We start from the raw sequence: 21,656 nt of genomic DNA, 5'->3' as shown, positions 1-21,656 counted from the left end.
GCCGGACCGAACCTCCCCCGGGCGCCCTGCGGGCCTACCGCCCCCGCGGCGGTGCCGTCGACCCGCGCACCATCAGCTCCGCCGCGATCGTCGCGATGCCCCCGGGCGGCGGCGTCTCCTTGCCCATGGCCAGCCGCCCCGCCCGCGCGCCCGCCTCGAAGAGCGGCAGCCGTACGGTGGTCAGCGCCGGGACCGCGTCCACCGAGAACGGCAGATCGTCGAAGCCCGCCACCGAGATGTCCTCGGGGATGCGCAGCCCCCGGTCCCGGATCGCCGCACTGGCGCCCAGCGCCACCGTGTCGTTGGCGGCGACGACCGCCGTCACCTCCGGTTCGTGGCGCAGGAGTTCGAGCGTGGCGTCGTAGCCGGAGCGGCGGTCGTACGGGCCGTGGACGGTGAGGCGCTCCTCGTCACCGGTGAACCCCGCCGCCCGCATCGCGTCGCGGTGGCCCTCCAGCCGGTGGCGGGTCGTCGTCCGCTCCAGCGGGCCCGCGACGTAACCGATCCGCCGGTGACCGAGCGAGAGCAGGTGCTCGGTGAGACGGCGCCCGCCGCCCCGGTTGTCGAAGGCGAGCGCGGCCACGACCGCCTCGCCGTCCGGCAGTGGGGGCCGCCCGCACAGCACCACCCGGGTGCCCGCGTCCGCGAGCTTGGCCAGCTTGGCGGAGACCGCGGCCTGGTGCGCCGGGTCCTCCACCGCGCCGCCGGTCAGGACGACGGCGGCGGCGCGCTGGCGCTGGAGCAGGGTGAGGTAGGTGAGCTCGCGCTCGGGGGAGCCGCCGGTGTTGCAGACGACGGCCAGCTTCTCGCCGCCCGCCCGGCCGGAGCCGTCCCCGGGCCCGCCGATCTCGGTCTGCGCCGCCCCCGCCATGATCCCGAAGAACGGGTCCGCGATGTCGTTGACCAGGATGCCGACCAGGTCGGACGTGGCCGCCGCGAGCGAACTCGCCGGCCCGTTGAGCACGTAGTCCAGGTCGTCCACCGCACGCAGCACCCGTTCGCGGGTGGACGCGGCCACCGGGTAGTTGCCGTTCAGCACGCGGGAGACGGTGGCCGGCGACACCCGGGCGCGAGCCGCCACATCCGCCAGGGTGACTGTCATCGCTTTCCTCCGAGGGTTTTGGGCCGGGCCCTCTTGTCCGGGCCGCTGTCGGCAGGCTAGCGTCATCCCGGATAGAAAGCGCTTGCTACGGTTGTATGGAGGAAGTTTCGTGACACGCAGGACAGTGCGCATCGCCATGAACGGCGTCACGGGTCGCATGGGATACCGGCAGCACCTGGTGCGCTCGATCCTCGCGATCCGCGAGCAGGGCGGCCTCGACCTCGGCAACGGGGACGTGCTGTGGCCCGAGCCCGTGCTGGTCGGCCGCCGCGCCCATGCGCTGGAGGAGCTCGCCGCGCAGCACGGCCTGACCGAGTGGTCGACCGACCTCGACGCGGTCCTCGCCGACGACACCATCGACATCTACTTCGACGCCCAGGTCACCTCGGCCCGCGTGGACGCGATCAAGAAGGCGATCGCCGCGGGCAAGCACATCTACACCGAGAAGCCCACCGCCACGGACGTCGAGGGCGCCCTGGAGCTGGCCCGGCTGGCCCGTGAGGCCGGGATCAAGCACGGCGTCGTCCAGGACAAGATCTTCCTGCCGGGCCTGCTGAAGCTGAAGCGCCTCATCGACGGCGGCTTCTTCGGCGAGATCCTCTCCGTACGCGGCGAGTTCGGCTACTGGGTCTTCGAGGGCGACTGGCAGGAGGCCCAGCGCCCATCGTGGAACTACCGCGCGGAGGACGGCGGCGGCATCGTCGTCGACATGTTCCCGCACTGGGAGTACGTGCTCCACGAGCTGTTCGGCCGGGTCTCCACCGTCCAGGCGCACGTCCAGACGCACATCCCGCAGCGCTGGGACGAGCAGGGCAAGCCGTACGTTGCCACCGCCGACGACGCCGCGTACGGCATCTTCCAGCTGGAGAGCGGCGCCGTCGCGCAGATCAACTCCTCCTGGACGGTCCGCGTCAACCGCGACGAGCTCGTCGAGTTCCAGGTCGACGGAACGCACGGCTCCGCCGTCGCCGGCCTGCGCAACTGCCGCGTCCAGCACCGCTCGGCCACCCCCAAGCCGGTCTGGAACCCTGACCTCCCGGTCACCGAGTCCTTCCGCGACCAGTGGCAGGAAGTCCCCGACAACGCGGTCTTCGACAACGGCTTCAAGGCCCAGTGGGAGCTCTTCCTGCGCCACATCGTCCTCGACGAGCCGTACACCTGGGACCTGATGGCCGGCGCCCGCGGTGTGCAGCTCGCCGAGCTGGGCCTGAAGTCCCACGCGGAGGGCCGCCGCCTCGACGTACCGGAGCTGACCCTGTGACGAGCCACCCCACGTACGGCGCATCGGAGCTGATCTGAGTGACCATCCACCTCCCGCAGGGCCCGTACGAACCCCGCGCCACCCCGCTCGACCTGGCCCCCGGCGGCAGTCCGCTCGCCTCGCGCACGGTCTTCTCCGCCGCCCATGTCGTCGCCGACCCGTACGCCGACATCAGCCCCGACTCGCCAGCCGCCGTCGACTGGGACGCCACCCTCGCCTTCCGCCGCCACCTCTGGTCGCACGGCCTCGGCGTCGCGGAGGCGATGGACACCGCCCAGCGCGGCATGGGCCTGGACTGGGCCGGCGCGGCCGAACTGATCCGCCGCTCCGCCGCCGAGGCCAAGGCGGTCGGCGGCCGCATCGCCTGCGGCGTCGGCACGGACCAGCTCACCGGCCCCGCCTCCCTCGCCGAGGTGCGCTCCGCGTACGAGGAGCAGCTCGCCCTCGTCGAGGAGAGCGGCGCCCAGGCCATCCTGATGGCCTCCCGCGCCCTCGCCGCGGCGGCGAACGGCCCCGAGGACTACCTGGAGACGTACGCACACCTGCTGCGCCAGGCGTCGGAGCCGGTCGTCCTGCACTGGCTGGGCCCGATGTTCGACCCCGCGCTGGACGGCTACTGGGGCTCCTCGGACCTCGACACCGCCACCGACACGTTCCTGAAGGTCATCGCGGAACACCCGGACAAGGTCGACGGCATCAAGATCTCGCTCCTGGACGCCGAGCGCGAGATCGACGTCCGCCGCCGGCTCCCGAGCGGGGTCCGCTGCTACACCGGCGACGACTTCAACTACCCCGAGCTGATCGCGGGCGACGACCGGGGCTTCAGCCACGCCCTGCTCGGCATCTTCGACCCCCTGGGCCCGCTGGCCGCCCACGCGGTACGGGTACTCGACACGGGTGACACGCAGGGCTTCCGCGATCTCCTCGACCCCACGGTCGAGTTGTCCCGGCACCTCTTCCAGGCGCCCACCCGCTTCTACAAGACGGGCGTGGTCTTCCTCGCCTGGCTGGCCGGCCACCAGGACCACTTCACGATGGTCGGCGGTCTCCAGTCCGCCCGCTCGCTGCCGCACCTGGCGAAGGCGTACGAACTCGCCGACCGGCTGGGCCTGTTCCCCGACCCGGAGCTGGCCGAATCCCGGATGCGCGCCCTGCTCGCCGTCAACGGAGGTACCCGATGAGCGACGGCCGTCTCTCCATCAACCAGGAAACCATCAAGCAGTGGTCGCTGCCCGAACTGGCCGAGGGTTGCGTCAAGGCGGGCATCGACAAGGTCGGCCTGTGGCGGGCCCCCGTCCAGTCGTACGGCATCGAGCGCACCGCCCGACTCCTGTCCGACTCCGGCCTCTCCGTCACCAGCCTCTGCCGCGGCGGCTTCTTCACCGCCCTCGACCCGGCGGAACGGGCCCGCGCCCTGGACGACAACCGCGCCGCGCTCGACGAGGCGGCGGCCCTGTCCACCGACACCCTGGTCCTGGTCTCCGGCGGCCTCCCCGAGGGCAGCAAGGACCTGTACGGCGCCCGCGAGCGCATCGCGGACGCCCTGGGCGAACTGGCCCCGTACGCGGCCGAACGCGGCGTACGCCTGGCCATCGAACCGCTGCACCCGATGTTCGCCTCGGACCGCTGCGTCGTCTCCACGCTCTCCCAGGCCCTGGACATCGCGGAGCGCTTCCCCGCCGAACAGGTCGGGGTGGTCGTCGACACGTACCACATCTGGTGGGACGACCAGGCGCCCGCGCAGATCGCCCGCGCGGGTGCGGGCGGCCGCATCCACTCCTTCCAACTGGCCGACTGGATCACCCCGCTCCCGGCCGGTGTCCTGGTGGGCCGCGGCCAACTCGGCGACGGGGCGGTGGACTTCCGCGCGTTCCGCACGCTGGTCGAGGCCACCGGCTTCGACGGTCCGATCGAGGTGGAGATCTTCAACGAGGGCCTCTGGGCCCGCGACGGCGCCGAAGTCCTCGCGGAGGTCGCGTCCCGGTACGCCGAACACGCCTGCTGACAGGGCGTTTTGCCACCAAGGCAAAGAGATCGTCAAGGCGTACAACCGTTCGGCGCCCTACTGAGTCGTATCTGGCGTCGGGTGCTTCCGGGGAGGGATCTGGGGGGATCGGGAAGCCCTGACGGTGGGGGAAAGCGAGGGGGGTCCGGTCATTCGACCGGGCCCCGTTTCGTGTGCGACGACTTCTACCGTGCCGCCTGGGTACAGGACGTGGCGGCCATCGACCACTGGTTCCACGACCGGCCGAGGGTGGTGAGTCCGTGGTCGGCTGACCGTTCCCGGCACGGGCCGTTGCAGCCACGGGCACCGTCACGGCCAGGTGGACTCGCCGTCAGCTTCCGGCGCGGCCCACCCGCTGTCAGCCCCGCCCGGTACCGTCGCACCCATGTCCACCACGTCCGCTACGCACCCCAAGCCGAACATGGCCGTCCTCGAAGGGGTCCTGGAGAGGATCACGTACGCCAACGAGGAGAACGGGTACACGGTCGCGCGCGTCGACACCGGTCGCGGTGCCAACGACCTGCTGACCGTGGTCGGTTCGCTGCTCGGTGCGCAGCCCGGTGAGTCGCTGCGCATGGAAGGGCGCTGGGGTTCGCACTCGCAGTACGGCAAGCAGTTCACCGTCGAGAACTACACGACGATCCTGCCCGCGACCATCCAGGGCATCCGCCGCTATCTCGGCTCCGGTCTGATCAAGGGCATCGGCCCGGTCATGGCCGACCGCATCACCACGCACTTCGGCGTCGACACCCTCGACATCATCGAGAACGAACCGAAGCGGCTCGTCGAGGTCCCCGGCCTCGGCCCCAAGCGGACGAAGATGATCGCGGCCGCCTGGGAGGAGCAGAAGGCGATCAAGGAGGTGATGGTCTTCCTCCAGGGCGTCGGCGTCTCCACCTCCATCGCCGTCCGTATCTACAAGAAGTACGAGGACGCGTCGATCTCCGTCGTGAAGAACCAGCCCTACCGGCTGGCCGCCGACGTCTGGGGCATCGGCTTCCTCACCGCCGACAAGATCGCCCAGGCCGTCGGCATCCCGCACGACAGCCCGGAAAGGGTCAAGGCCGGGCTCCAGTACGCGCTGTCGCAGTCCACCGACCAGGGGCACTGCTTCCTCCCCGAGGAGCGGCTGATCGCGGACGGGGTGAAGCTGCTCCAGGTCGACACGGGGCTGGTCATCGAGTGCCTCGCCGAACTGGCCGAGGACCCGGAGGGTGTCGTGCGGGAGAAGGTGCCGTCGCCCGAGGGCGGCGAGCTCGTCACCGCCGTCTACCTGGTGCCCTTCCACCGTGCCGAGATCGCTCTCGCCGCCCAGGTGCAGCGGCTGCTGCGGACGCCCGAGGAGCGGATGCCGGCCTTCGCGGACGTGGACTGGGGCAAGGCGCTGGCCTGGCTCGTCACGCGTACGGGGGCGAATCTGGCCCCCGAGCAGGAGGCGGCGGTCCGGCTCGCGCTCAGCCGGAAGGTCGCGGTGCTGACCGGCGGGCCCGGCTGCGGGAAGTCGTTCACCGTCCGGTCGATCGTGGAGCTGGCGCGGGCCAAGAAGGCCAAGGTGGTGCTGGCCGCGCCGACCGGGCGGGCGGCCAAGCGGCTCTCCGAGCTGACCGGGGCCGAGGCGTCCACCGTGCACCGGCTGCTCGAACTGAAGCCGGGCGGCGACGCCGCGTACGACCGGGACCGTCCGCTGGACGCCGACCTGGTCGTCGTCGACGAGGCGTCGATGCTCGATCTGCTGCTCGCCAACAAGCTGCTGAAGGCGGTGGCACCCGGTGCCCACCTGCTGCTCGTCGGGGACGTCGACCAGCTGCCGTCGGTCGGCGCGGGGGAGGTGCTGCGCGATCTGCTCGCCGACGGCAGCCCCGTTCCCGCGGTCCGGCTCACCACGATCTTCCGCCAGGCCCAGCAGTCCGGCGTCGTCACCAACGCCCACCGGATCAACTCCGGCATTCCGCCCCTCACCCAGGGCCTCAAGGACTTCTTCCTCTTCGTGGAGGACGAGACGGAGGACGCCGGCGTGCTCGCGGTGGACGTCGCTGCCCGCCGCATTCCGGCCAAGTTCGGCCTCGACGCGCGGCGCGACGTACAGGTCCTCGCCCCGATGCACCGGGGCCCGGCCGGCGCGGGCACGCTCAACGGACTCCTCCAGCAGGCCATCACCCCGGGCCGCCCGAATCTCCCCGAGAAGCGGTTCGGCGGCCGGGTCTTCCGGGTCGGCGACAAGGTCACCCAGATCCGCAACAACTACGACAAGGGGGAGAACGGCGTCTTCAACGGCACGGTCGGCGTCGTCACCGCCCTTGACCTGGACGAACAGAAGCTGACGGTCCTCACGGACGAGGACGAGGAGATCGGTTACGACTTCGACGAGCTCGACGAGCTGGCCCACGCGTACGCCATGACGATCCACCGCTCCCAGGGCAGCGAGTACCCGGCCGTCGTCATCCCCGTGACCAAGAGCGCGTGGATGATGCTCCAGCGGAACCTGCTGTACACCGCGGTGACCAGGGCCAAGAAGCTCGTCGTGCTGGTCGGCTCGCGGCAGGCGATCGGCCAGGCGGTCCGCACGGTTTCCGCGGGCAGACGCTGTACGGCGCTGGATTACCGGCTGACAGGGGGCTCGGGCGGAGGATCGGCGGAATAAATGATCGATCAAATCGGTGGGAAACATCACGCAGCCCTTCCGGAACCGGAACCGAGGGGGCAGGATGAGTAAGTTCGCGGCACTCAGTGCCGCGAATAGGTCCAATGGACGACCCCGAGTGCACTCTCCTGAGCCAAATGGGGGAGGGTGGAGACAGTCAGGGAACCTCGAAGAAGAGGCACTACGTCGGTGAGGGATGACGTGAGCGACAACTCTGTAGTACTGCGGTACGGCGACGGCGAGTACACCTACCCGGTGATCGACAGCACCGTCGGCGACAAGGGCTTCGACATCGGGAAGCTCCGGGCCAATACCGGTCTGGTGACGCTGGACAGCGGATACGGCAACACCGCAGCCTATAAATCCGCCATCACCTACCTCGACGGTGAGCAGGGCATTCTCCGCTACCGCGGCTACCCCATCGAGCAGCTCGCCGAGCGCTCGACGTTCCTGGAGGTCGCGTACACGCTCATCAACGGTGAGCTTCCCAAGGTCGACGAGCTGTCGACCTTCAAGAACGAGATCACCCAGCACACGCTGCTGCACGAAGACGTCAAGCGTTTCTTCGACGGCTTCCCGCGCGACGCCCACCCGATGGCCATGCTGTCCTCGGTCGTCAGCGCGCTGTCCACGTTCTACCAGGACAGCCACAACCCGTTCGACGAGGAGCAGCGCCACCTCTCGACGATCCGGCTGCTGGCCAAGCTGCCGACGATCGCGGCGTACGCGTACAAGAAGTCGATCGGCCACCCCTTCGTCTACCCGCGCAACGACCTCGGCTACGTCGAGAACTTCCTGCGCATGACCTTCTCGGTCCCCGCCCAGGAGTACGACCTGGACCCGGTCGTCGTCTCCGCGCTGGACAAGCTGCTCATCCTGCACGCGGACCACGAGCAGAACTGTTCGACCTCCACCGTGCGTCTGGTCGGCTCCTCGCAGGCGAACATGTTCGCCTCGATCTCCGCCGGTATCTCGGCGCTGTGGGGCCCGCTGCACGGTGGCGCCAACCAGTCGGTGCTGGAGATGCTCGAAGGTATCCAGGCCAACGGCGGCGATGTCGACTCCTTCATCCGCAAGGTGAAGAACAAGGAGGACGGCGTCCGGCTGATGGGCTTCGGCCACCGGGTGTACAAGTCCTTCGACCCGCGCGCCAAGATCATCAAGGCCGCTGCCCACGACGTGCTGTCCGCGCTCGGCAAGTCCGACGAGCTGCTCGACATCGCGCTGAAGCTGGAGGAGCACGCGCTCTCCGACGAGTACTTCGTCTCGCGCAACCTCTACCCGAACGTGGACTTCTACACGGGTCTGATCTACCGGGCCATGGGCTTCCCGACCGAGATGTTCACCGTGCTCTTCGCGATCGGCCGTCTCCCCGGCTGGATCGCCCAGTGGCACGAGATGATCAAGGAGCCGGGTTCCCGCATCGGCCGCCCGCGCCAGATCTACACCGGCGAGGTCCTGCGCGACTTCGTCCCGGTCGAGGGCCGCTGAACCTCGTAACACCCCCCGCACGACCCCGGCCCGCCCGGGCCGGTCGACTTCGCCCCGCGTACCGCGCTTTCGCACAGAGCGCGGTGTCCGGGGCGATTTGCGTGCCCGGCGACGCGGTGGCGGGGCGTGTGTGTCCGCAGGCAGGGCGTGGTGGCGGGCGCGTGTGTGCGCCGGCAGAGAGAAGCGCCTCGCCATCGATCCCCCCACGGGCCGACAGCGAGGCGCTTCCATGTCCCGGAGCGGATTCCCCCCACGGGATCCGGCCGGGCGTCTGTGGGAGCCGAAGCTCCTGCGCTCTTCACTTGTACTTCTTCTGCGATCTGCCGGGGTACGTACGCACGGGAGGGCCGCTCAAAGCTCCCCGGTGCACGTGCCCCGGCCAACGCTTGCCCGGAGCGTCCCCCAAGACGCTCCGACGGACGTCCCCCAAGACATCCTTGGCATCGCACTCTTAGACTCACGAACCCGCCGGATGGTTACCCTGAAATCCATGTGATCTGAGTCTCGTTGTGGAAATTACGTGAAGGCGCGCAACCGCAGGCTGTTCGTCACGACGAAGACCGAGGAGAAGGCCATCGCCGCTCCCGCAATCATAGGGTTGAGCAGGCCAAATGCCGCAAGGGGCAGGGCGGCTACGTTATAGCCGAATGCCCAGAACAGGTTGCCCCTGATGGTGGTCAGGGTGCGCCGGGAGAGCCGGATCGCGTCGGCGGCCACCTTGAGATCTCCACGAACCAGGGTGAGGTCGCTCGCCTCGATCGCGGCGTCCGTGCCGGTCCCCATCGCCAGGCCGAGGTCGGCGGTGGCGAGGGCGGCCGCGTCGTTGACGCCGTCACCGACCATGGCGACGGAGCGCCCCCGGGCCCGGAGCCGCTCGATGACGTGCACCTTCTCCTCGGGCAGTACCTCGGCGTGGACCTCGTCGATCCCGACGGCACGGGCCACCGCGTCGGCCACGGCACGGTTGTCGCCGGTCAGCAGAACGGGGTGGAGGCCGAGGGCGCGGAGCTCGGCGACGGCCTCCGCACTGGACTCCTTGACCTTGTCGGCCACCGCGAGGACGCCCCGCGCCTGCCCGTCCCAGGCCACCATGACCGCGGTACGGCCCTTGGCCGCCGCGTCGGCGACAGCGCCGGACAGGGCGTCGGGGACGTCGATGCCCGCGTCGGCGAGCAACTGCGGACGGCCGACCAGCACCCGGTGCCCGTCGACAGTGCCGCGTACGCCGAGTCCGGCGATGTTGGCGAAGTCCTCGGGGGTGGGGAGGGGTGCGCCGGTGCGTTCGGTGGCTCCGGCGGCGACGGCCCGGGCGATGGGGTGTTCGGAGGAGTGCTCCAGTGCGCCGGCGAGCCGGAGTGCGTCGGTTTCGGTGGTGCCTTCGGCGGTGTGGATGTCGAGGAGGGTCATGCGGCCGGTGGTGACGGTGCCGGTCTTGTCGAGGACGATGGTGTCGACGCGGCGGGTGGTCTCCAGGACTTCGGGGCCCTTGATCAGGATGCCGAGCTGGGCGCCGCGTCCGGTGCCGACCATGAGGGCGGTGGGGGTGGCGAGGCCCAGGGCGCAGGGGCAGGCGATGATCAGTACGGCCACGGCGGCGGTGAACGCGGCGGCCATGTCGTCCGTGACGAGCAGCCACACGATCAGGGTGGCGAGCGCGATCACCAGCACCACGGGTACGAAGACGGCGGAGATCCGGTCGGCGAGACGCTGCACCTCGGCCTTGCCGTTCTGGGCGTCCTCGACGAGCTTCGCCATCCGGGCCAGCTGGGTGTCGGAACCGACCCTGGTCGCCTCGACGACGAGCCGGCCGGAGGCGTTCACGGTGGCCCCGGTGACGGAGTCGCCGACGCCGACCTCCGCGGGCACGGACTCACCGGTCAGCATCGACGCGTCCACGGCCGAGGCGCCCTCGACGACGGTGCCGTCGGTGGCGATCTTCTCGCCGGGGCGGACGACGAAACGGTCGCCGACGGTGAGCCGGGCGACGGGGACGCGTACCTCCGTACCGTCCCGGAGGACGGAGACGTCCCTCGCGCCCAGGTGCATCAGCGCGCGCAGGGCGGAGCCGGCCTTCCGCTTGGACCTCGCCTCCAGATAGCGGCCCAGCAGGATGAAGGTGACGACCCCGGCCGCGACCTCCAGATAGATGGTGGACGAGTCACCGGCGCGCGAGACGGTGAAGTCGAAGCCGTGCCGCATCCCGGTCATGCCCGCGTCGCCGAAGAAGAGCGCCCACAGGGACCAGCCGAAGGCGGCGAGCGTGCCGATCGAGACCAGGGTGTCCATGGTGGCCGCGCCGTGCCGGAGGTTGGTCCAGGTCGCGCGGTGGAAGGGCAGTCCGCCCCAGACGACGACGGGAGCGGCGAGGGTGAGCGAGAGCCACTGCCAGTTGTCGAACTGGAGGGCCGGGGCCATCGCGAGCAGGACGACGGGGGCGGCGAGGACGGCCGAGACGATCAGACGCTGCCGCAGCGAGGCGAGAGCCCGGTCGGCACTCCGCTCGGCGGCGTCGTCGCCCTTGGCCCCGGCTCCGGCGTCGTCGACCTCGACCTCGACCTCGGCCCCGGCTTCGGGGCGTGCTGCCCGGACGGTACTGCCGGCCGGTGTGTCGGCGCGGGCTCCGGTCGTGGCCGGTGGCGGGGCGGGCGGGGTCGGTTCGGGGCGGCGTACCGGCTGCGCCGTGTAACCGGTCTTCTCGACCGTGGCGATCACATCCGCGAGGCCGGTTCCCGGGCCGAAGGCGACCTTGGCCTTCTCGGTCGCGTAATTGACCGTGGCGGTGACGCCGTCCATCCGGTTGAGCTTCTTCTCGACGCGGGCGGCGCAGGAGGCGCAGGTCATCCCGCCGATCGTGAGTTCAGCGGTCGAGCCCTCCGCCGTCCGGGCCTCGGCCTCTGTTGCGCTGTGCATGTCCGAACTCCTGAAATGCCGACCGGGCCGTTCCCTACCAGTATCTGCTGGTCGGTCCGGCCCGGCGGCAAAGGGGGTGGTGCGGGTGCATCCGGCGTATCGGGGGTGCCCCCGATGGTGTTCAGGCCCGGCCGACGAGCTCGTAGCCCGCCTCGTCGACCGCGGCGCGCACGGCGTCGTCGGCCAGCGGGGCCGCGGAGACGACGGTCACCTGGCCGGTGGAGGCCACGGCCTTCACCGAGGTGACACCCTCGATGCCGGAGATCTCCTCGGAGATGGCACCCTCGCAGTGTCCACAGGTCATGCCGGACACCTGGTAGACGGTGGTCACCCCGCCCGCCTGTGCACCGGCGTCCGCTCCGTCGTGGCAGGAGCCGCTGGGCGAGCAGCAGGAGCCGGTGGCCTGGGGGAGCTGGGTCTCGGCGGTCATGGTGTTCTCCTCTTCGACGAGCACAAAAGGTCGTGTGTCGGGGCCCGGGGGCCCGGTGCGCCCCAACACGTTCCACACTATACCCCTAGGGGGTATGAATGCGAGCGCCTCGCCGCCCACTCGCTCCGGCGTTCCGTGCACTGCGTGCCGGCGACCGAAGCCAGGGCCGGCGCGACGGGCGTGATCACGACCATGCCGCCGACCGGGAAGAGGGTGAACAGATGCTGCTGCTCGTCGGTGGGGCCGGGATGCACCCCTGTGCGAAGAGCGCACGGCTCAGGCCCGTGTCGGTGCCAGGAAGCTGCCGAGCGGGATGAGGGTCGGCAACAGGTTGGTGTTTCGGGCGGCGCTGTGGGGCATTCGGGCGACGAGCACCCCGCGCGGGGTGCTCGTCGCCGTACGGGGCCGGAAGGGGGGTGGGCTAGGGGAAGGGGAGCGGGATCACGCGGTTCGGTCCCGCGTGCCAGAGTGCCGCCCAGGTGGCCGGGGTGACCAGGCCGTCCGGCGTGAGCGGCGGGTGGTCCGACTGGAAGCGCTGTACGGCGACGAGCGTCTCGGGTCCGAACGTCCCGTCGACCGCGGACCACGGCAGGTAGTGACGGTTGGCCAGCAGGCACTGCGCCTGGGAGACCCGCTCGCCCTGCTCGCCGAAGGCGGTCGGCCGGTCGCCGTCGTAGAAGGCGCAGACGGGACTGGAGCCGGGCGGCGGTACCGGGTTGCTCTCGTCGGCCGAGGCCCCCGATGCCGGGGCGAGGGCGGCGAGCAGGGAGACCGCGGCCAGGGTGGCCGCGGTCAGCGCCCGGGCCGCGGCCGTCCTGCGGGACGGCAGCATCTTTCGGATCATGGTGGGGCTGCTCCTTGTGCGGTGGTGTGGCGTACGGCGGTGGGGTGCGACCGGGAGTGCGCCCCCACTTGTCACCGAGAACAACACCGCACACCGCCGCTACGTCACTTCTCCGGACCGTTCGGCGTGTCAGGGCGCCCGGGTAGCGGGGATGTGCCGCAGGAGCGGAGGAAGTCGCGGGTGCGCCGGGCGATGGGGAGGGGCTTGTCGGGCGGGCACGGGTACATGTCCTGCTCGACGATGGCGAACAGATCGACGTCCAGCCCGCGGGCGGCGGCCAGCACGGGTTCCAGTGCGGGCACCCCGCCCGGCGGTTCGCACATCACACCGCGCGCCACGGCCGGGCCGAACGGCACCTCGTCCGCCACGACCTGGGCCAGGATCTCCGGGTCGACCTGCTTGAGGTGCAGATAGCCGATCCGTTCGCCGTAGGTCTCGATCAGCTTGACGCTGTCGCCGCCGCAGTAGGCGTAGTGCCCGGTGTCGAGGCAGAGCGAGACGAGGTCCGGATCGGTGGCGTCGAGGAAGCGGCCGACGTTCTCCTCGGTGTCGATATGGGTGTCGGCATGCGGATGGACGACGATGCGCAGCCCGAAACGGTCCTGCACCTCGCGGCCCAGCCGCTCCGTCTGGGTGGTGAGATCGCGCCACTGCTCCGCGGTGAGGCTGCGGTCCTCCAGGACCTCGCCCGTCCTGTCGTCGCGCCAGAACGAGGGGATGACCACCAGATGCCCGGCGCCCATCGCCCGGGTGAGTGCCGCGATGTCGGCGACATGCGCCCAGGTCCGGTCCCAGACAGCCGGTCCATGGTGCAATCCGGTGAAAACGGTCCCGGCCGAGACCGAGAGCCCGCGACGGCGGGTCTCGTCGGCGAGGCGGGCCGGGTCGGTCGGGAGGTAGCCGTACGGGCCGAGCTCGATCCATTCGTAACCCGCCGCGGAGACCTCGTCGAGGAAGCGCTGCCAGGGCACTTGGCGCGGATCGTCGGGGAACCACACGCCCCACGAGTCGGGTGCCGAACCGATACGGATACGGGCCGGGGCCACTGCGGAGGAGGTCATGCCGTCCAGACTTCCGGCCGGGGAAGCGGGTGTCAATCATTCGTCCGTATGTCCGGACAAAGCATTGACAGGGTTCCGGGGGAGGGCTAGACCTGGGGACAGCCGCCCCGGACGCGGGTCGAAGGGATGCTTATGCCTGAGCGGTACGACGTCATCACCATGGGCCGGATCGGGGTGGATCTCTACCCCCTGCAGACCGGTCTGCCACTGGCCCGGGTCGAAACCTTCGGGAAGTTCCTCGGCGGCTCACCGTCCAACGTCGCCGTCGCGGCGGCCCGGCTCGGCCGGCGGACGGCGGTGGTGACGCGCACCGGCCGGGACGCCTTCGGGGAGTATCTCCACCACCAGTTGCGGGAGTTCGGGGTGGACGACCGGTGGGTGACGCCCGTCGACGCGTATCCGACACCGGTCACCTTCTGCGAGATCTTCCCGCCCGACGACTTCCCCCTCTACTTCTACCGGCAGCCCAAGGCCCCCGATCTGGAGATCCACACCTCGGAACTGGACCTCGAAGCGGTCCGGTCCGCCCGGGTCTTCTGGATGACGGGCACCGGGCTGTGCGCCGAACCGAGCCGTACCGCGACGCTCGCCGCACTGCGGGCCCGCGCCCGCTCGGGCATCACCGTCTTCGACCTCGACTGGCGCCCGATGTTCTGGAACACCCCGGCGGACACAACGGAGAACGCCCCGGAAGACGCATCGGGGAACACCGCCACCGCCCGCTACCGCGATGCCCTCGCCCTCGCCACCGTCGCCGTCGGCAACCTCGACGAGTGCGAGATCGCGACCGGCGAGCGCGAACCGCACGCGGCCGCCCGCGCCCTGATCGGCGCGGGCGTCGAACTCGCCGTCGTCAAACAGGGCCCCAAGGGCGTGCTCGCCGTCCACCGCGACGGCGCGGTGGCCGAAGTGCCGCCGCTGCCCGTCGATGTCGTCAACGGCCTCGGCGCCGGTGACGCCTTCGGCGGGGCGCTCTGCCACGGGCTCCTCGCCGGCTGGGAGACCGGACGCATCATGCGCTACGCCAACGCCGCGGGGGCCATCGTCGCCTCCCGGCTCGCCTGCTCGTCCGCCATGCCGTTCCCGTACGAAGTCGAAGCGGCCCTGGCCGAAGGCGCCGTCACCCCCCGCCCCACCGGAGCCACCCCATGACGCCCCCGGCCTCCTCCGTCTCCGAACTGGTCCAGCTGCGCATGCGCCACCCCGAGGCCGTCGCCGAAGCCGCCGCGCGACGCCGCAGACGCCCCCTCGTCGGCAGCGGCGGACGGCTGATGATCATCGCGGCGGACCACCCGGCCCGCGGCTCCCTCGCCGTCGGCGACCGCGCACTGGCCATGGCCAACCGCTTCGAGCTGCTGGAACGGCTCCGCCTGGCCCTCTCCCGCCCCGGCGTCGACGGAGTGCTCGCCACCGCCGACATCCTCGACGACCTGCTGCTCCTCGGCGCGCTGGAGGACAAGGTCGTCATCGGCTCGATGAACCGCGGCGGACTCGCGGGCGCGGCCTTCGAACTCGACGACCGGTTCACCGGCCACCGCCCCGAAGACCTCGCCCGCCTCCGCTTCGACGCGGGCAAACTGCTGCTCCGTATCGACTACGACGACCCCGGCTCGCTCGACACCATGCACGCCACCGCCCGCGCCATCGACGCCATGGCCGCGCACCGGCTGCCGGTCTTCGTCGAACCGTTCCTCTGCCGCCGCACCGACGGCCACGTCCGCAACGACCTCGGCGCGGAGGCGGTCACCACCTCGATCGCCATCGCGTCCGGGCTGGCCGGGACGTCCGCGTACACCTGGCTCAAGGTCCCCGTCACCGAGAACCCCGACGACATGGCCCGGGTGATGGAGGCGTCGACGCTGCCCGCGGTGCTGCTGGGCGGGGAAGTGGGCGACGACCTGGACGGCGCGTTCGAGAAGTGGCGCACGGCGCTGCGGCTGCCGACCGTCCAGGGCCTGGTGGTGGGGCGTTCGCTGCTCTATCCGGCCGACGGAGAGGTGGCCGCGGCCGTCGACACGGCGGTTTCGCTGCTGGAGCCGAGAGAGGCGGAAACAGGCCGGGCAACGGGTAGGGAACGACCATGACGACGGACGACGAACGGCGGTACCACCTGAAGGCCGGGAGCACGGCGAACGGCTCCTGCACCCTCGACATCGACCCGGAGCGGGCCGGCTGGGACCGGTCGAGCCTGCGGATCCTCGAGCTCGGGCCCGGCGGAGTTCACACGCTCGTCACCGGGGAGAGCGAGTGGATCGTGCTGCCGTTGACCGGTGGCTGTACGGTGCACTCCTCAGGTGAGATCTTTGAACTGCTGGGCCGGGAAAGCGTGTTCAGCGGGGTATCCGACTTCGCGTACGTACCGCGTGACGCCCATGCACAGATCGCCTCCGGCGCTGGAGGCCGCTTCGCCCTGGCAGGAGCGAAGTGCGAGCGACGACTCCCCGCTCGCTACGGCCCCGCGCCGGAGGTACCCGTCGAACTGCGCGGCTCCGGGAACTGCTCCCGCCAGGTCAACAACTTCGCCGCCGCCGACACCTTCGAGTGCGACCGGCTGATCGCCGTCGAGGTGCTCACCCCCGGCGGCAACTGGTCGTCCTACCCGCCGCACAAGCACGACGAGCACCGCCCCGGCGTCGAGTCCGTGCTGGAGGAGATCTACTACTTCGAGGTGGAGCGCGACGGCCTCGGCTACCACCGGGTGTCGCCGTCCCGGGACGGCGGTACGGACGTCCTCGCCGAGGTCCGCAGCGGCGACGCGGTCCTGATTCCCGACGGCTGGCACGGCCCGTCCATCGCCTCCCCCGGCCGCACCCTCTACTACCTCAACGTGATGGCGGGCCCGGGGGAGCAGCGGGAGTGGCTGATCAGCGACCACCCGGACCACGGCTGGATCCGCGACACCTGGCCCTTGCAGCCGGTGGACCCCAGACTCCCCTTCTACGGGACGGAGCCGCGCCCATGAGCAGTACCCGCCGCCTCACCACCGCCCAGGCCCTGGTGGCCTTCCTGTCCCGCCAGTACACCGAGCGTGACGGCCGACGACAGCGCCTGATCAGCGCCACCTGGGGCATCTTCGGCCATGGCAACGTCGCCGGGGTCGGCCAGGCGCTCGTCGAGTCCGGCCGCGCGATGCCCTACCTCCAGGGCCGCAACGAACAGGCCATGGTGCACGCCGCCGTCGGCTACGCCCGCCAGTCCGGCCGGCTCTCCGCGCACGCCGTCACCACCTCCATCGGTCCCGGCGCCACCAACCTCGTCACCGGCGCCGCCCTCGCCACCGTCAACCACCTCCCCGTCCTCCTCCTGCCCGGGGACACCTTCGCGACCCGGCCCGCCGACCCCGTGCTCCAGCAGCTCGAAGTCCCGTCCGCGGGCGACATCTCCGTCAACGACTGTCTGCGCCCCGTCTCCCGCTACTTCGACCGGATCACCCGCCCCGAGGCCCTGGTCCCGGCCGCCCTCCAGGCCATGCGGACCCTCGCCGACCCGGCGGAGACCGGCGCGGTGACGCTCGCGCTGCCGCAGGACGTGCAGGCCCAGGCGTACGACTGGCCGGAGGAGTTCTTCGCCGAGCGCGTCTGGTACGTACGCCGCCCCGCCCCCGATCCGTACGAACTGGACCGGGCGGTACGGGCGGTGCGCAGTGCCCGCCGGCCGCTGATCGTGGCGGGCGGCGGGGTCCACCACAGCGCCGCCGAGGAGACCCTCGCCGCGTTCGCCGCCGCCACCCGTATCCCCGTCGCCTCCACCCAGGCCGGCAAGGGCTCGCTGCGCCACGACCACCCCGCCGACATCGGCGGCATCGGCCACACCGGCACCGCGACCGCCGACGAGCTGGCCCGCACCGCCGACCTGGTCATCGGCATCGGCACCCGCTACTCCGACTTCACCACCGCCTCCGCCACGCTCTTCTCGAATCCGGCGGTCCGCTTCCTCAACGTCAACATCACCGGCTTCGACGCCCACAAGCTCGGCGCCCTCCCGCTCGTCGCCGACGCCCGCACCGCCCTCGAAGCCCTCACCACCGCGCTCGCCGCCCGCAACCACCGCGTCGACCCCGCCTACGAGACGGAGTACACCGACGCCAAGGAGCGTTGGGAGCAGCGCGTCACCGCCGCGTTCACCGCCGAGGACCCGCACGCCCGGCCCACCCAGGCCCAGGTCCTCGGCCTCCTCGACGCCCTCGTCACCGAGGACGACATCCTGATCAACGCGGCCGGCTCGCTCCCCGGCGACCTGCACAAACTCTGGCGGGCCCGCTCCCCGCACCAGTACCACGTGGAGTACGGCTACTCCTGCATGGGCTACGAGATCCCGGCCGCGATCGGCGTCCAGCTCGCCGCCCCCGGCCGTCCCGTCTGGGCCCTGGTCGGCGACGGCACGTATCTGATGAATCCCACCGAGATCGTCACCGCCGTCCAGCAGGAACTCCCCGTGAAGCTGGTCGTCCTCCAGAACCACGGCTACGCGTCCATCGGCGGCCTCTCCGAGCAGGTCGGCGCCGAGCGCCTCGGTACGGCCTACCGGCACCGTGCCGCGGACGGCACGTTCACCGGTCCCCCGCTCCCCGTCGATCTCGCGGCCAACGCCGGTTCTCTCGGGATGCGGGTGCTGCGTGCCAAGACGGTGCGTGACCTGCGCGAAGCCCTCGCCGAGGCGCGTGCCGCGGACCGTCCCACTTGTGTCTACGTCGAGACCGAAACGGCAGACACTGTGTCGGGCCCGCCTCCGGCGCAGGCGTGGTGGGATGTTCCCGTAGCCGAAACGGCCACCCGGCCGTCGGCAGTGAAAGCCCGGGAAGAGTACGACCGTCACGTCGCCGACCGACGCCACCACCTCTGAAGGAGTTCTGTCATGAAGACCGTCAACCACTGGATCGGTGGCAAGACCGTCGAGGGCGCGTCGGGCAACTACGGCCCGGTCACCGACCCGGCCACCGGCGTCGTCACCACCCAGGTCGCGCTCGCCTCCCTCGAAGAGGTCGACGCCGCGGTCGCCGCCGCCAAGGACGCCTACGCCACGTGGGGCACGTCCTCGCTGGCCGCCCGCACCGCGGTCCTGTTCCGCTACCGGGCACTGCTCGACGCCCACCGCGACGAGATCGCCGCGCTGATCACCGCCGAGCACGGCAAGGTGCACTCGGACGCGCTGGGCGAGGTCGCCCGCGGTCTGGAGATCGTCGAGCTGGCCTGCGGCATCACCACCCAGCTCAAGGGCGAGCTGTCCACCCAGGTCTCCAGCCGGGTCGACGTCTCCTCGATCCGCCAGTCGCTCGGCGTCGTCGCGGGCATCACCCCGTTCAACTTCCCGGCCATGGTGCCGATGTGGATGTTCCCGCTCGCCATCGCCTGCGGAAACACCTTCGTCCTCAAGCCCAGCGAGAAGGACCCGTCGGCCGCGAACCTGCTGGCCGAGCTGGCCGCCGAGGCCGGTCTGCCGGACGGTGTGCTGAACGTCCTGCACGGTGACAAGGTCGCCGTCGACGGGCTGCTGAACCACCCGGACGTCGCCGCGGTCTCCTTCGTCGGCTCCACCCCGATCGCCCGCTACATCCACGCCACCGCCTCCGCCAACGGCAAGCGCGTCCAGGCGCTCGGAGGCGCGAAGAACCACATGCTGGTGCTGCCGGACGCGGACCTCGACGCCGCGGCCGACGCCGCCGTCTCCGCCGCGTACGGCTCCGCCGGTGAGCGCTGCATGGCGATCTCCGCGGTCGTCGCGGTCGGCTCCATCGCCGACGAGCTCGTCGCGAAGATCAAGGAGCGCGCCGAGAAGATCAAGATCGGCCCCGGCAACGACCCGGCCTCCGAGATGGGACCGCTGATCACCGCCGCCCACCGCGACAAGGTCGCCTCCTACGTCACGGGCGCCGCGGCCCAGGGCGCCGAAGTCGTCCTGGACGGCACCGGCTTCACCGTCGAGGGCTTCGAGGACGGCCACTGGATCGGCCTCTCCCTCCTCGACAACGTGTCCACCGACTCGGACGCGTACAAGGACGAGATCTTCGGCCCGGTCCTGTGCGTCCTGCGCACCGAGACGTACGAAGAGGGCGTCGCCCTCATGAACGCCTCGCCGTTCGGCAACGGCACCGCGATCTTCACCCGCGACGGCGGCGCCGCCCGCCGCTTCCAGCTGGAGATCGAGGCCGGCATGGTCGGCGTCAACGTGCCGATCCCGGTGCCGGTCGGCTACCACTCCTTCGGTGGCTGGAAGGACTCCCTCTTCGGCGACCACCACATCTACGGCAACGACGGCGTGCACTTCTACACCCGCGGCAAGGTCGTCACCACCCGCTGGCCGGACCCGGCCGACGCCCCGGCCGGTGTGGACCTGGGCTTCCCCCGCAACCACTGATCAGCGGCCCGGCCCGACGGCCTGTACGGATGCGCCCCGCATCCGTACGGGCCGTCGCCGTACGTCCTACAGCCGCCGCAGCCCCGCGTACTGGAGCGCGGCCATCGCCGCCACCGCCAGGCCCTGGAACACGATCCAGAAGTCGCCGACGCCCGTGGCGGTCAGCGTGTCCACCGCGACCATCACCACACCGGCCACGGCCCACGCCGTGTTCAGGGCGATGATGACGGCGACCGCGCCGCGGCCGATGTTCTCCTGGCGGGAGACGGCCAGCACCCACAGGGCGTACACCGTGAGGAACACCCCGACCGGGTAGAGCACCGAGCGGGGCACGCCGAGGAACGAGTCCAGGACCGTGGCGAGCACGAGATAGCCGATGCCGTTCGCCCCGGTGAGGAGCACGTCCGAGACGAGGGCGAACCGGAGCAGCCGGTCGGAACGGGCGGTGTCCGCCGACCGGACCGCGCTCGCGTTCTGGGACGACATCATGGGGGTCTTCCTTCCGTTGTCATACGGTCGCGCAGGCAACGAAGAACCGCGTGCCTGTCCGGGAACGGTAGGGACGGGCATGGTGCCCGCTCAATTACCTCCGGGGTAATTGAGCGAGCACCCAGGCCCCGTCAGCGTGCGGTCCGCGCCGCCTTCTCCGCCTCGACGTCCTCGGCGATCATCCGCTGCATCGGGACCGCGCCCACCCGGCCCGAGAGCAGGAACGCGCACACCATCGTCGCCACCATGATCACCGTGCCGAGCCACACCATCGTCTCCACCGGCAGCGCGTAGGCACCCACGGCCCGCACCACGCACTCGCCCAGCAGCGCCGCACCCCACACCGCCGAGAACCGGATCTCCGCCCGCCGGAACGCCGCCGAGTGGGCCGAGAGCCGCTGCCAGGCGGTGTCCTTGGCCGCGTCGCCCTTCACCAGCACGGGCCGCAACCCCGCGCTCATCATCGGCTGTCCCTTCAGCGCGGTCACCAGGATCACGAGCCCGATGATGCTGCTCACCCCGCTGTCCTTGGCGACCATCAGCCGCGGGTCCCCGACCATCAGGCTGGTCAGCAGGCTCACCACGTTGACCGTCACGATCAGTGCCGCCAGCCCGTTGAGCCGACGCTTGCGCAGCACGCCCCACACGGTGCGCACGGCCGGCAGCACACTGCTCCAGGCCAGCGCGGCGAAGGTGCTCAGGCCCGCCGCCTTCAGCGCGTAGTACGAGGCGAGCGGCACCCCCACATCCACGAGCAGCGGCATCATGCTGTCCAGCAGGGCATTGCGCGGCGTGTGCGGAGCGGTGGCGGCCGGAGCATCTGCGACAGGGGCGGTGACGGTGGCGGCCGGGCTGGTCATGAGGGGTTCCTCTCCCGCGTATCGGCGGTGCCTTCCCGGCCCCGCTCTCGATACGTACAGACTGGCCGCCGGGGCCCGGTGCCCGGCAGGGCCGCGTGTACCGGGCTCCGTATGACGAATGTCAGCCCCCGCCTGTGACAGGTCCGTTCACCACCCTGCGGAGCCCCGGACTCCGGTAGCCGTAAACCGTTCGCCGCGCCCGCCGGAG

Annotated in this window: 17 protein-coding genes; 10 read left to right on the top strand and 7 right to left on the bottom strand. The window is 71.0% G+C overall.

Annotated elements, in window-relative coordinates:
- Positions 1 to 34: 34 nt before the first annotated feature.
- A complete protein-coding gene (locus OG978_RS14835; RefSeq protein WP_326765687.1) occupies positions 35 to 1,102 on the bottom strand; it encodes a LacI family DNA-binding transcriptional regulator in 1,068 nt (355 codons plus the stop codon).
- A 109-nt stretch (positions 1,103 to 1,211) separates the two neighbouring features.
- Here OG978_RS14835 and OG978_RS14830 point away from each other — a divergent pair, with 109 nt between their 5' ends.
- The 5 genes from OG978_RS14830 to OG978_RS14810 all read left to right on the top strand — a co-directional run bounded on the left by OG978_RS14830 (position 1,212) and on the right by OG978_RS14810 (position 8,500).
- Positions 1,212 to 2,363, top strand: coding sequence for a Gfo/Idh/MocA family protein (locus OG978_RS14830; protein WP_326765686.1), 1,152 nt, complete (start codon positions 1,212 to 1,214; stop codon positions 2,361 to 2,363).
- A gap of 38 nt (positions 2,364 to 2,401) precedes the next feature.
- Positions 2,402 to 3,544: a dihydrodipicolinate synthase family protein gene (locus OG978_RS14825; RefSeq protein ID WP_326765685.1), complete on the top strand. Its 1,143-nt coding sequence runs from the start codon at positions 2,402 to 2,404 to the stop codon at positions 3,542 to 3,544.
- On the top strand, positions 3,541 to 4,368 hold the full coding sequence (locus tag OG978_RS14820; protein WP_326765684.1) for a sugar phosphate isomerase/epimerase family protein: 828 nt from the start codon (positions 3,541 to 3,543) through the stop codon (positions 4,366 to 4,368). The genes OG978_RS14825 and OG978_RS14820 overlap by 4 nt, the downstream gene beginning before the upstream one ends.
- Positions 4,369 to 4,753: 385 nt before the next feature.
- Complete coding sequence (gene recD2 / locus OG978_RS14815; protein ID WP_326765683.1) at positions 4,754 to 7,009, top strand: SF1B family DNA helicase RecD2; 2,256 nt, start codon at positions 4,754 to 4,756, stop codon at positions 7,007 to 7,009.
- A gap of 201 nt (positions 7,010 to 7,210) precedes the next feature.
- A complete protein-coding gene (locus tag OG978_RS14810) occupies positions 7,211 to 8,500 on the top strand; it encodes a citrate synthase (RefSeq protein ID WP_093548651.1) in 1,290 nt (429 codons plus the stop codon).
- Between the two features lie 516 nt (positions 8,501 to 9,016).
- Here the strand turns inward: OG978_RS14810 and OG978_RS14805 are convergent.
- The 4 genes from OG978_RS14805 to OG978_RS14790 form a co-directional block, all read right to left on the bottom strand.
- The gene (locus tag OG978_RS14805; RefSeq protein ID WP_326765682.1) at positions 9,017 to 11,410 is read right to left on the bottom strand and encodes a heavy metal translocating P-type ATPase; all 2,394 of its coding nucleotides are present in this window, start codon (positions 11,408 to 11,410) and stop codon (positions 9,017 to 9,019) included.
- 121 nt (positions 11,411 to 11,531) lie between these two features.
- Positions 11,532 to 11,840 carry a heavy-metal-associated domain-containing protein gene (locus OG978_RS14800; protein ID WP_326765681.1) on the bottom strand — a complete coding sequence of 103 codons (309 nt, stop codon included), beginning with the start codon at positions 11,838 to 11,840 and terminating at the stop codon, positions 11,532 to 11,534.
- Positions 11,841 to 12,261: 421 nt separating this feature from the next.
- Complete coding sequence (locus tag OG978_RS14795; RefSeq protein ID WP_326765680.1) at positions 12,262 to 12,684, bottom strand: peptidoglycan-binding domain-containing protein; 423 nt, start codon at positions 12,682 to 12,684, stop codon at positions 12,262 to 12,264.
- A gap of 104 nt (positions 12,685 to 12,788) precedes the next feature.
- On the bottom strand, positions 12,789 to 13,745 hold the full coding sequence (locus OG978_RS14790; protein ID WP_326765679.1) for a sugar phosphate isomerase/epimerase family protein: 957 nt from the start codon (positions 13,743 to 13,745) through the stop codon (positions 12,789 to 12,791).
- A 132-nt stretch (positions 13,746 to 13,877) separates the two neighbouring features.
- Between OG978_RS14790 and iolC the strand changes: the two genes are divergently transcribed.
- From iolC to mmsA, 5 genes are read left to right on the top strand one after another with little or no spacing between them, the layout of a single operon-like run.
- Positions 13,878 to 14,897 carry a 5-dehydro-2-deoxygluconokinase gene (gene iolC, locus OG978_RS14785; protein ID WP_326765678.1) on the top strand — a complete coding sequence of 340 codons (1,020 nt, stop codon included), beginning with the start codon at positions 13,878 to 13,880 and terminating at the stop codon, positions 14,895 to 14,897.
- The gene (locus OG978_RS14780) at positions 14,894 to 15,829 is read left to right on the top strand and encodes a Cgl0159 family (beta/alpha)8-fold protein (RefSeq protein ID WP_326765677.1); all 936 of its coding nucleotides are present in this window, start codon (positions 14,894 to 14,896) and stop codon (positions 15,827 to 15,829) included. Before iolC ends, OG978_RS14780 begins: the two co-directional genes overlap by 4 nt.
- Positions 15,826 to 16,707 (top strand): 5-deoxy-glucuronate isomerase, encoded by an 882-nt coding sequence (iolB, locus tag OG978_RS14775; RefSeq protein ID WP_326765676.1) that lies wholly within the window; start codon positions 15,826 to 15,828, stop codon positions 16,705 to 16,707. Before OG978_RS14780 ends, iolB begins: the two co-directional genes overlap by 4 nt.
- Complete coding sequence (gene iolD, locus OG978_RS14770) at positions 16,704 to 18,587, top strand: 3D-(3,5/4)-trihydroxycyclohexane-1,2-dione acylhydrolase (decyclizing) (protein ID WP_326765675.1); 1,884 nt, start codon at positions 16,704 to 16,706, stop codon at positions 18,585 to 18,587. Before iolB ends, iolD begins: the two co-directional genes overlap by 4 nt.
- A 12-nt stretch (positions 18,588 to 18,599) precedes the next feature.
- Complete coding sequence (mmsA, locus tag OG978_RS14765; protein WP_326765674.1) at positions 18,600 to 20,099, top strand: CoA-acylating methylmalonate-semialdehyde dehydrogenase; 1,500 nt, start codon at positions 18,600 to 18,602, stop codon at positions 20,097 to 20,099.
- 66 nt (positions 20,100 to 20,165) lie between these two features.
- Here the strand turns inward: mmsA and OG978_RS14760 are convergent, their stop codons facing one another.
- Both OG978_RS14760 and OG978_RS14755 read right to left on the bottom strand, forming a co-directional pair.
- On the bottom strand, positions 20,166 to 20,588 hold the full coding sequence (locus OG978_RS14760; protein WP_326765673.1) for a hypothetical protein: 423 nt from the start codon (positions 20,586 to 20,588) through the stop codon (positions 20,166 to 20,168).
- Between the two features lie 131 nt (positions 20,589 to 20,719).
- Complete coding sequence (locus OG978_RS14755) at positions 20,720 to 21,448, bottom strand: VC0807 family protein (protein ID WP_326765672.1); 729 nt, start codon at positions 21,446 to 21,448, stop codon at positions 20,720 to 20,722.
- Between the last annotated feature and the right edge of the window lie 208 nt (positions 21,449 to 21,656).

It is taken from the genome of Streptomyces sp. NBC_01591, from assembly GCF_035918155.1.
GTDB lineage: Bacteria > Actinomycetota > Actinomycetes > Streptomycetales > Streptomycetaceae > Streptomyces.
The sequence above is the reverse complement of the archived record's forward strand: the minus strand, read 5'-3'. Positions and strand labels throughout refer to the sequence as shown.

Excerpts from the sequence above, each read along its gene's own strand:
- OG978_RS14800 (WP_326765681.1), bottom strand. The coding sequence starts at position 11,840 with ATGACCGCCGAGACCCAGCTCCCCCAGGCCACCGGCTCCTGCTGCTCG.
- OG978_RS14790 (WP_326765679.1), bottom strand. The coding sequence starts at position 13,745 with ATGACCTCCTCCGCAGTGGCCCCGGCCCGTATCCGTATCGGTTCGGCA.
- OG978_RS14805 (WP_326765682.1), bottom strand. The coding sequence starts at position 11,410 with ATGCACAGCGCAACAGAGGCCGAGGCCCGGACGGCGGAGGGCTCGACC.
- OG978_RS14755 (WP_326765672.1), bottom strand. The coding sequence starts at position 21,448 with ATGACCAGCCCGGCCGCCACCGTCACCGCCCCTGTCGCAGATGCTCCG.
- recD2 (WP_326765683.1), top strand. The coding sequence starts at position 4,754 with ATGTCCACCACGTCCGCTACGCACCCCAAGCCGAACATGGCCGTCCTC.
- mmsA (WP_326765674.1), top strand. The coding sequence starts at position 18,600 with ATGAAGACCGTCAACCACTGGATCGGTGGCAAGACCGTCGAGGGCGCG.
- OG978_RS14835 (WP_326765687.1), bottom strand. The coding sequence starts at position 1,102 with ATGACAGTCACCCTGGCGGATGTGGCGGCTCGCGCCCGGGTGTCGCCG.
- OG978_RS14780 (WP_326765677.1), top strand. The coding sequence starts at position 14,894 with ATGACGCCCCCGGCCTCCTCCGTCTCCGAACTGGTCCAGCTGCGCATG.
- OG978_RS14760 (WP_326765673.1), bottom strand. The coding sequence starts at position 20,588 with ATGATGTCGTCCCAGAACGCGAGCGCGGTCCGGTCGGCGGACACCGCC.
- OG978_RS14820 (WP_326765684.1), top strand. The coding sequence starts at position 3,541 with ATGAGCGACGGCCGTCTCTCCATCAACCAGGAAACCATCAAGCAGTGG.
- iolB (WP_326765676.1), top strand. The coding sequence starts at position 15,826 with ATGACGACGGACGACGAACGGCGGTACCACCTGAAGGCCGGGAGCACG.
- iolD (WP_326765675.1), top strand. The coding sequence starts at position 16,704 with ATGAGCAGTACCCGCCGCCTCACCACCGCCCAGGCCCTGGTGGCCTTC.
- OG978_RS14795 (WP_326765680.1), bottom strand. The coding sequence starts at position 12,684 with ATGATCCGAAAGATGCTGCCGTCCCGCAGGACGGCCGCGGCCCGGGCG.
- iolC (WP_326765678.1), top strand. The coding sequence starts at position 13,878 with ATGCCTGAGCGGTACGACGTCATCACCATGGGCCGGATCGGGGTGGAT.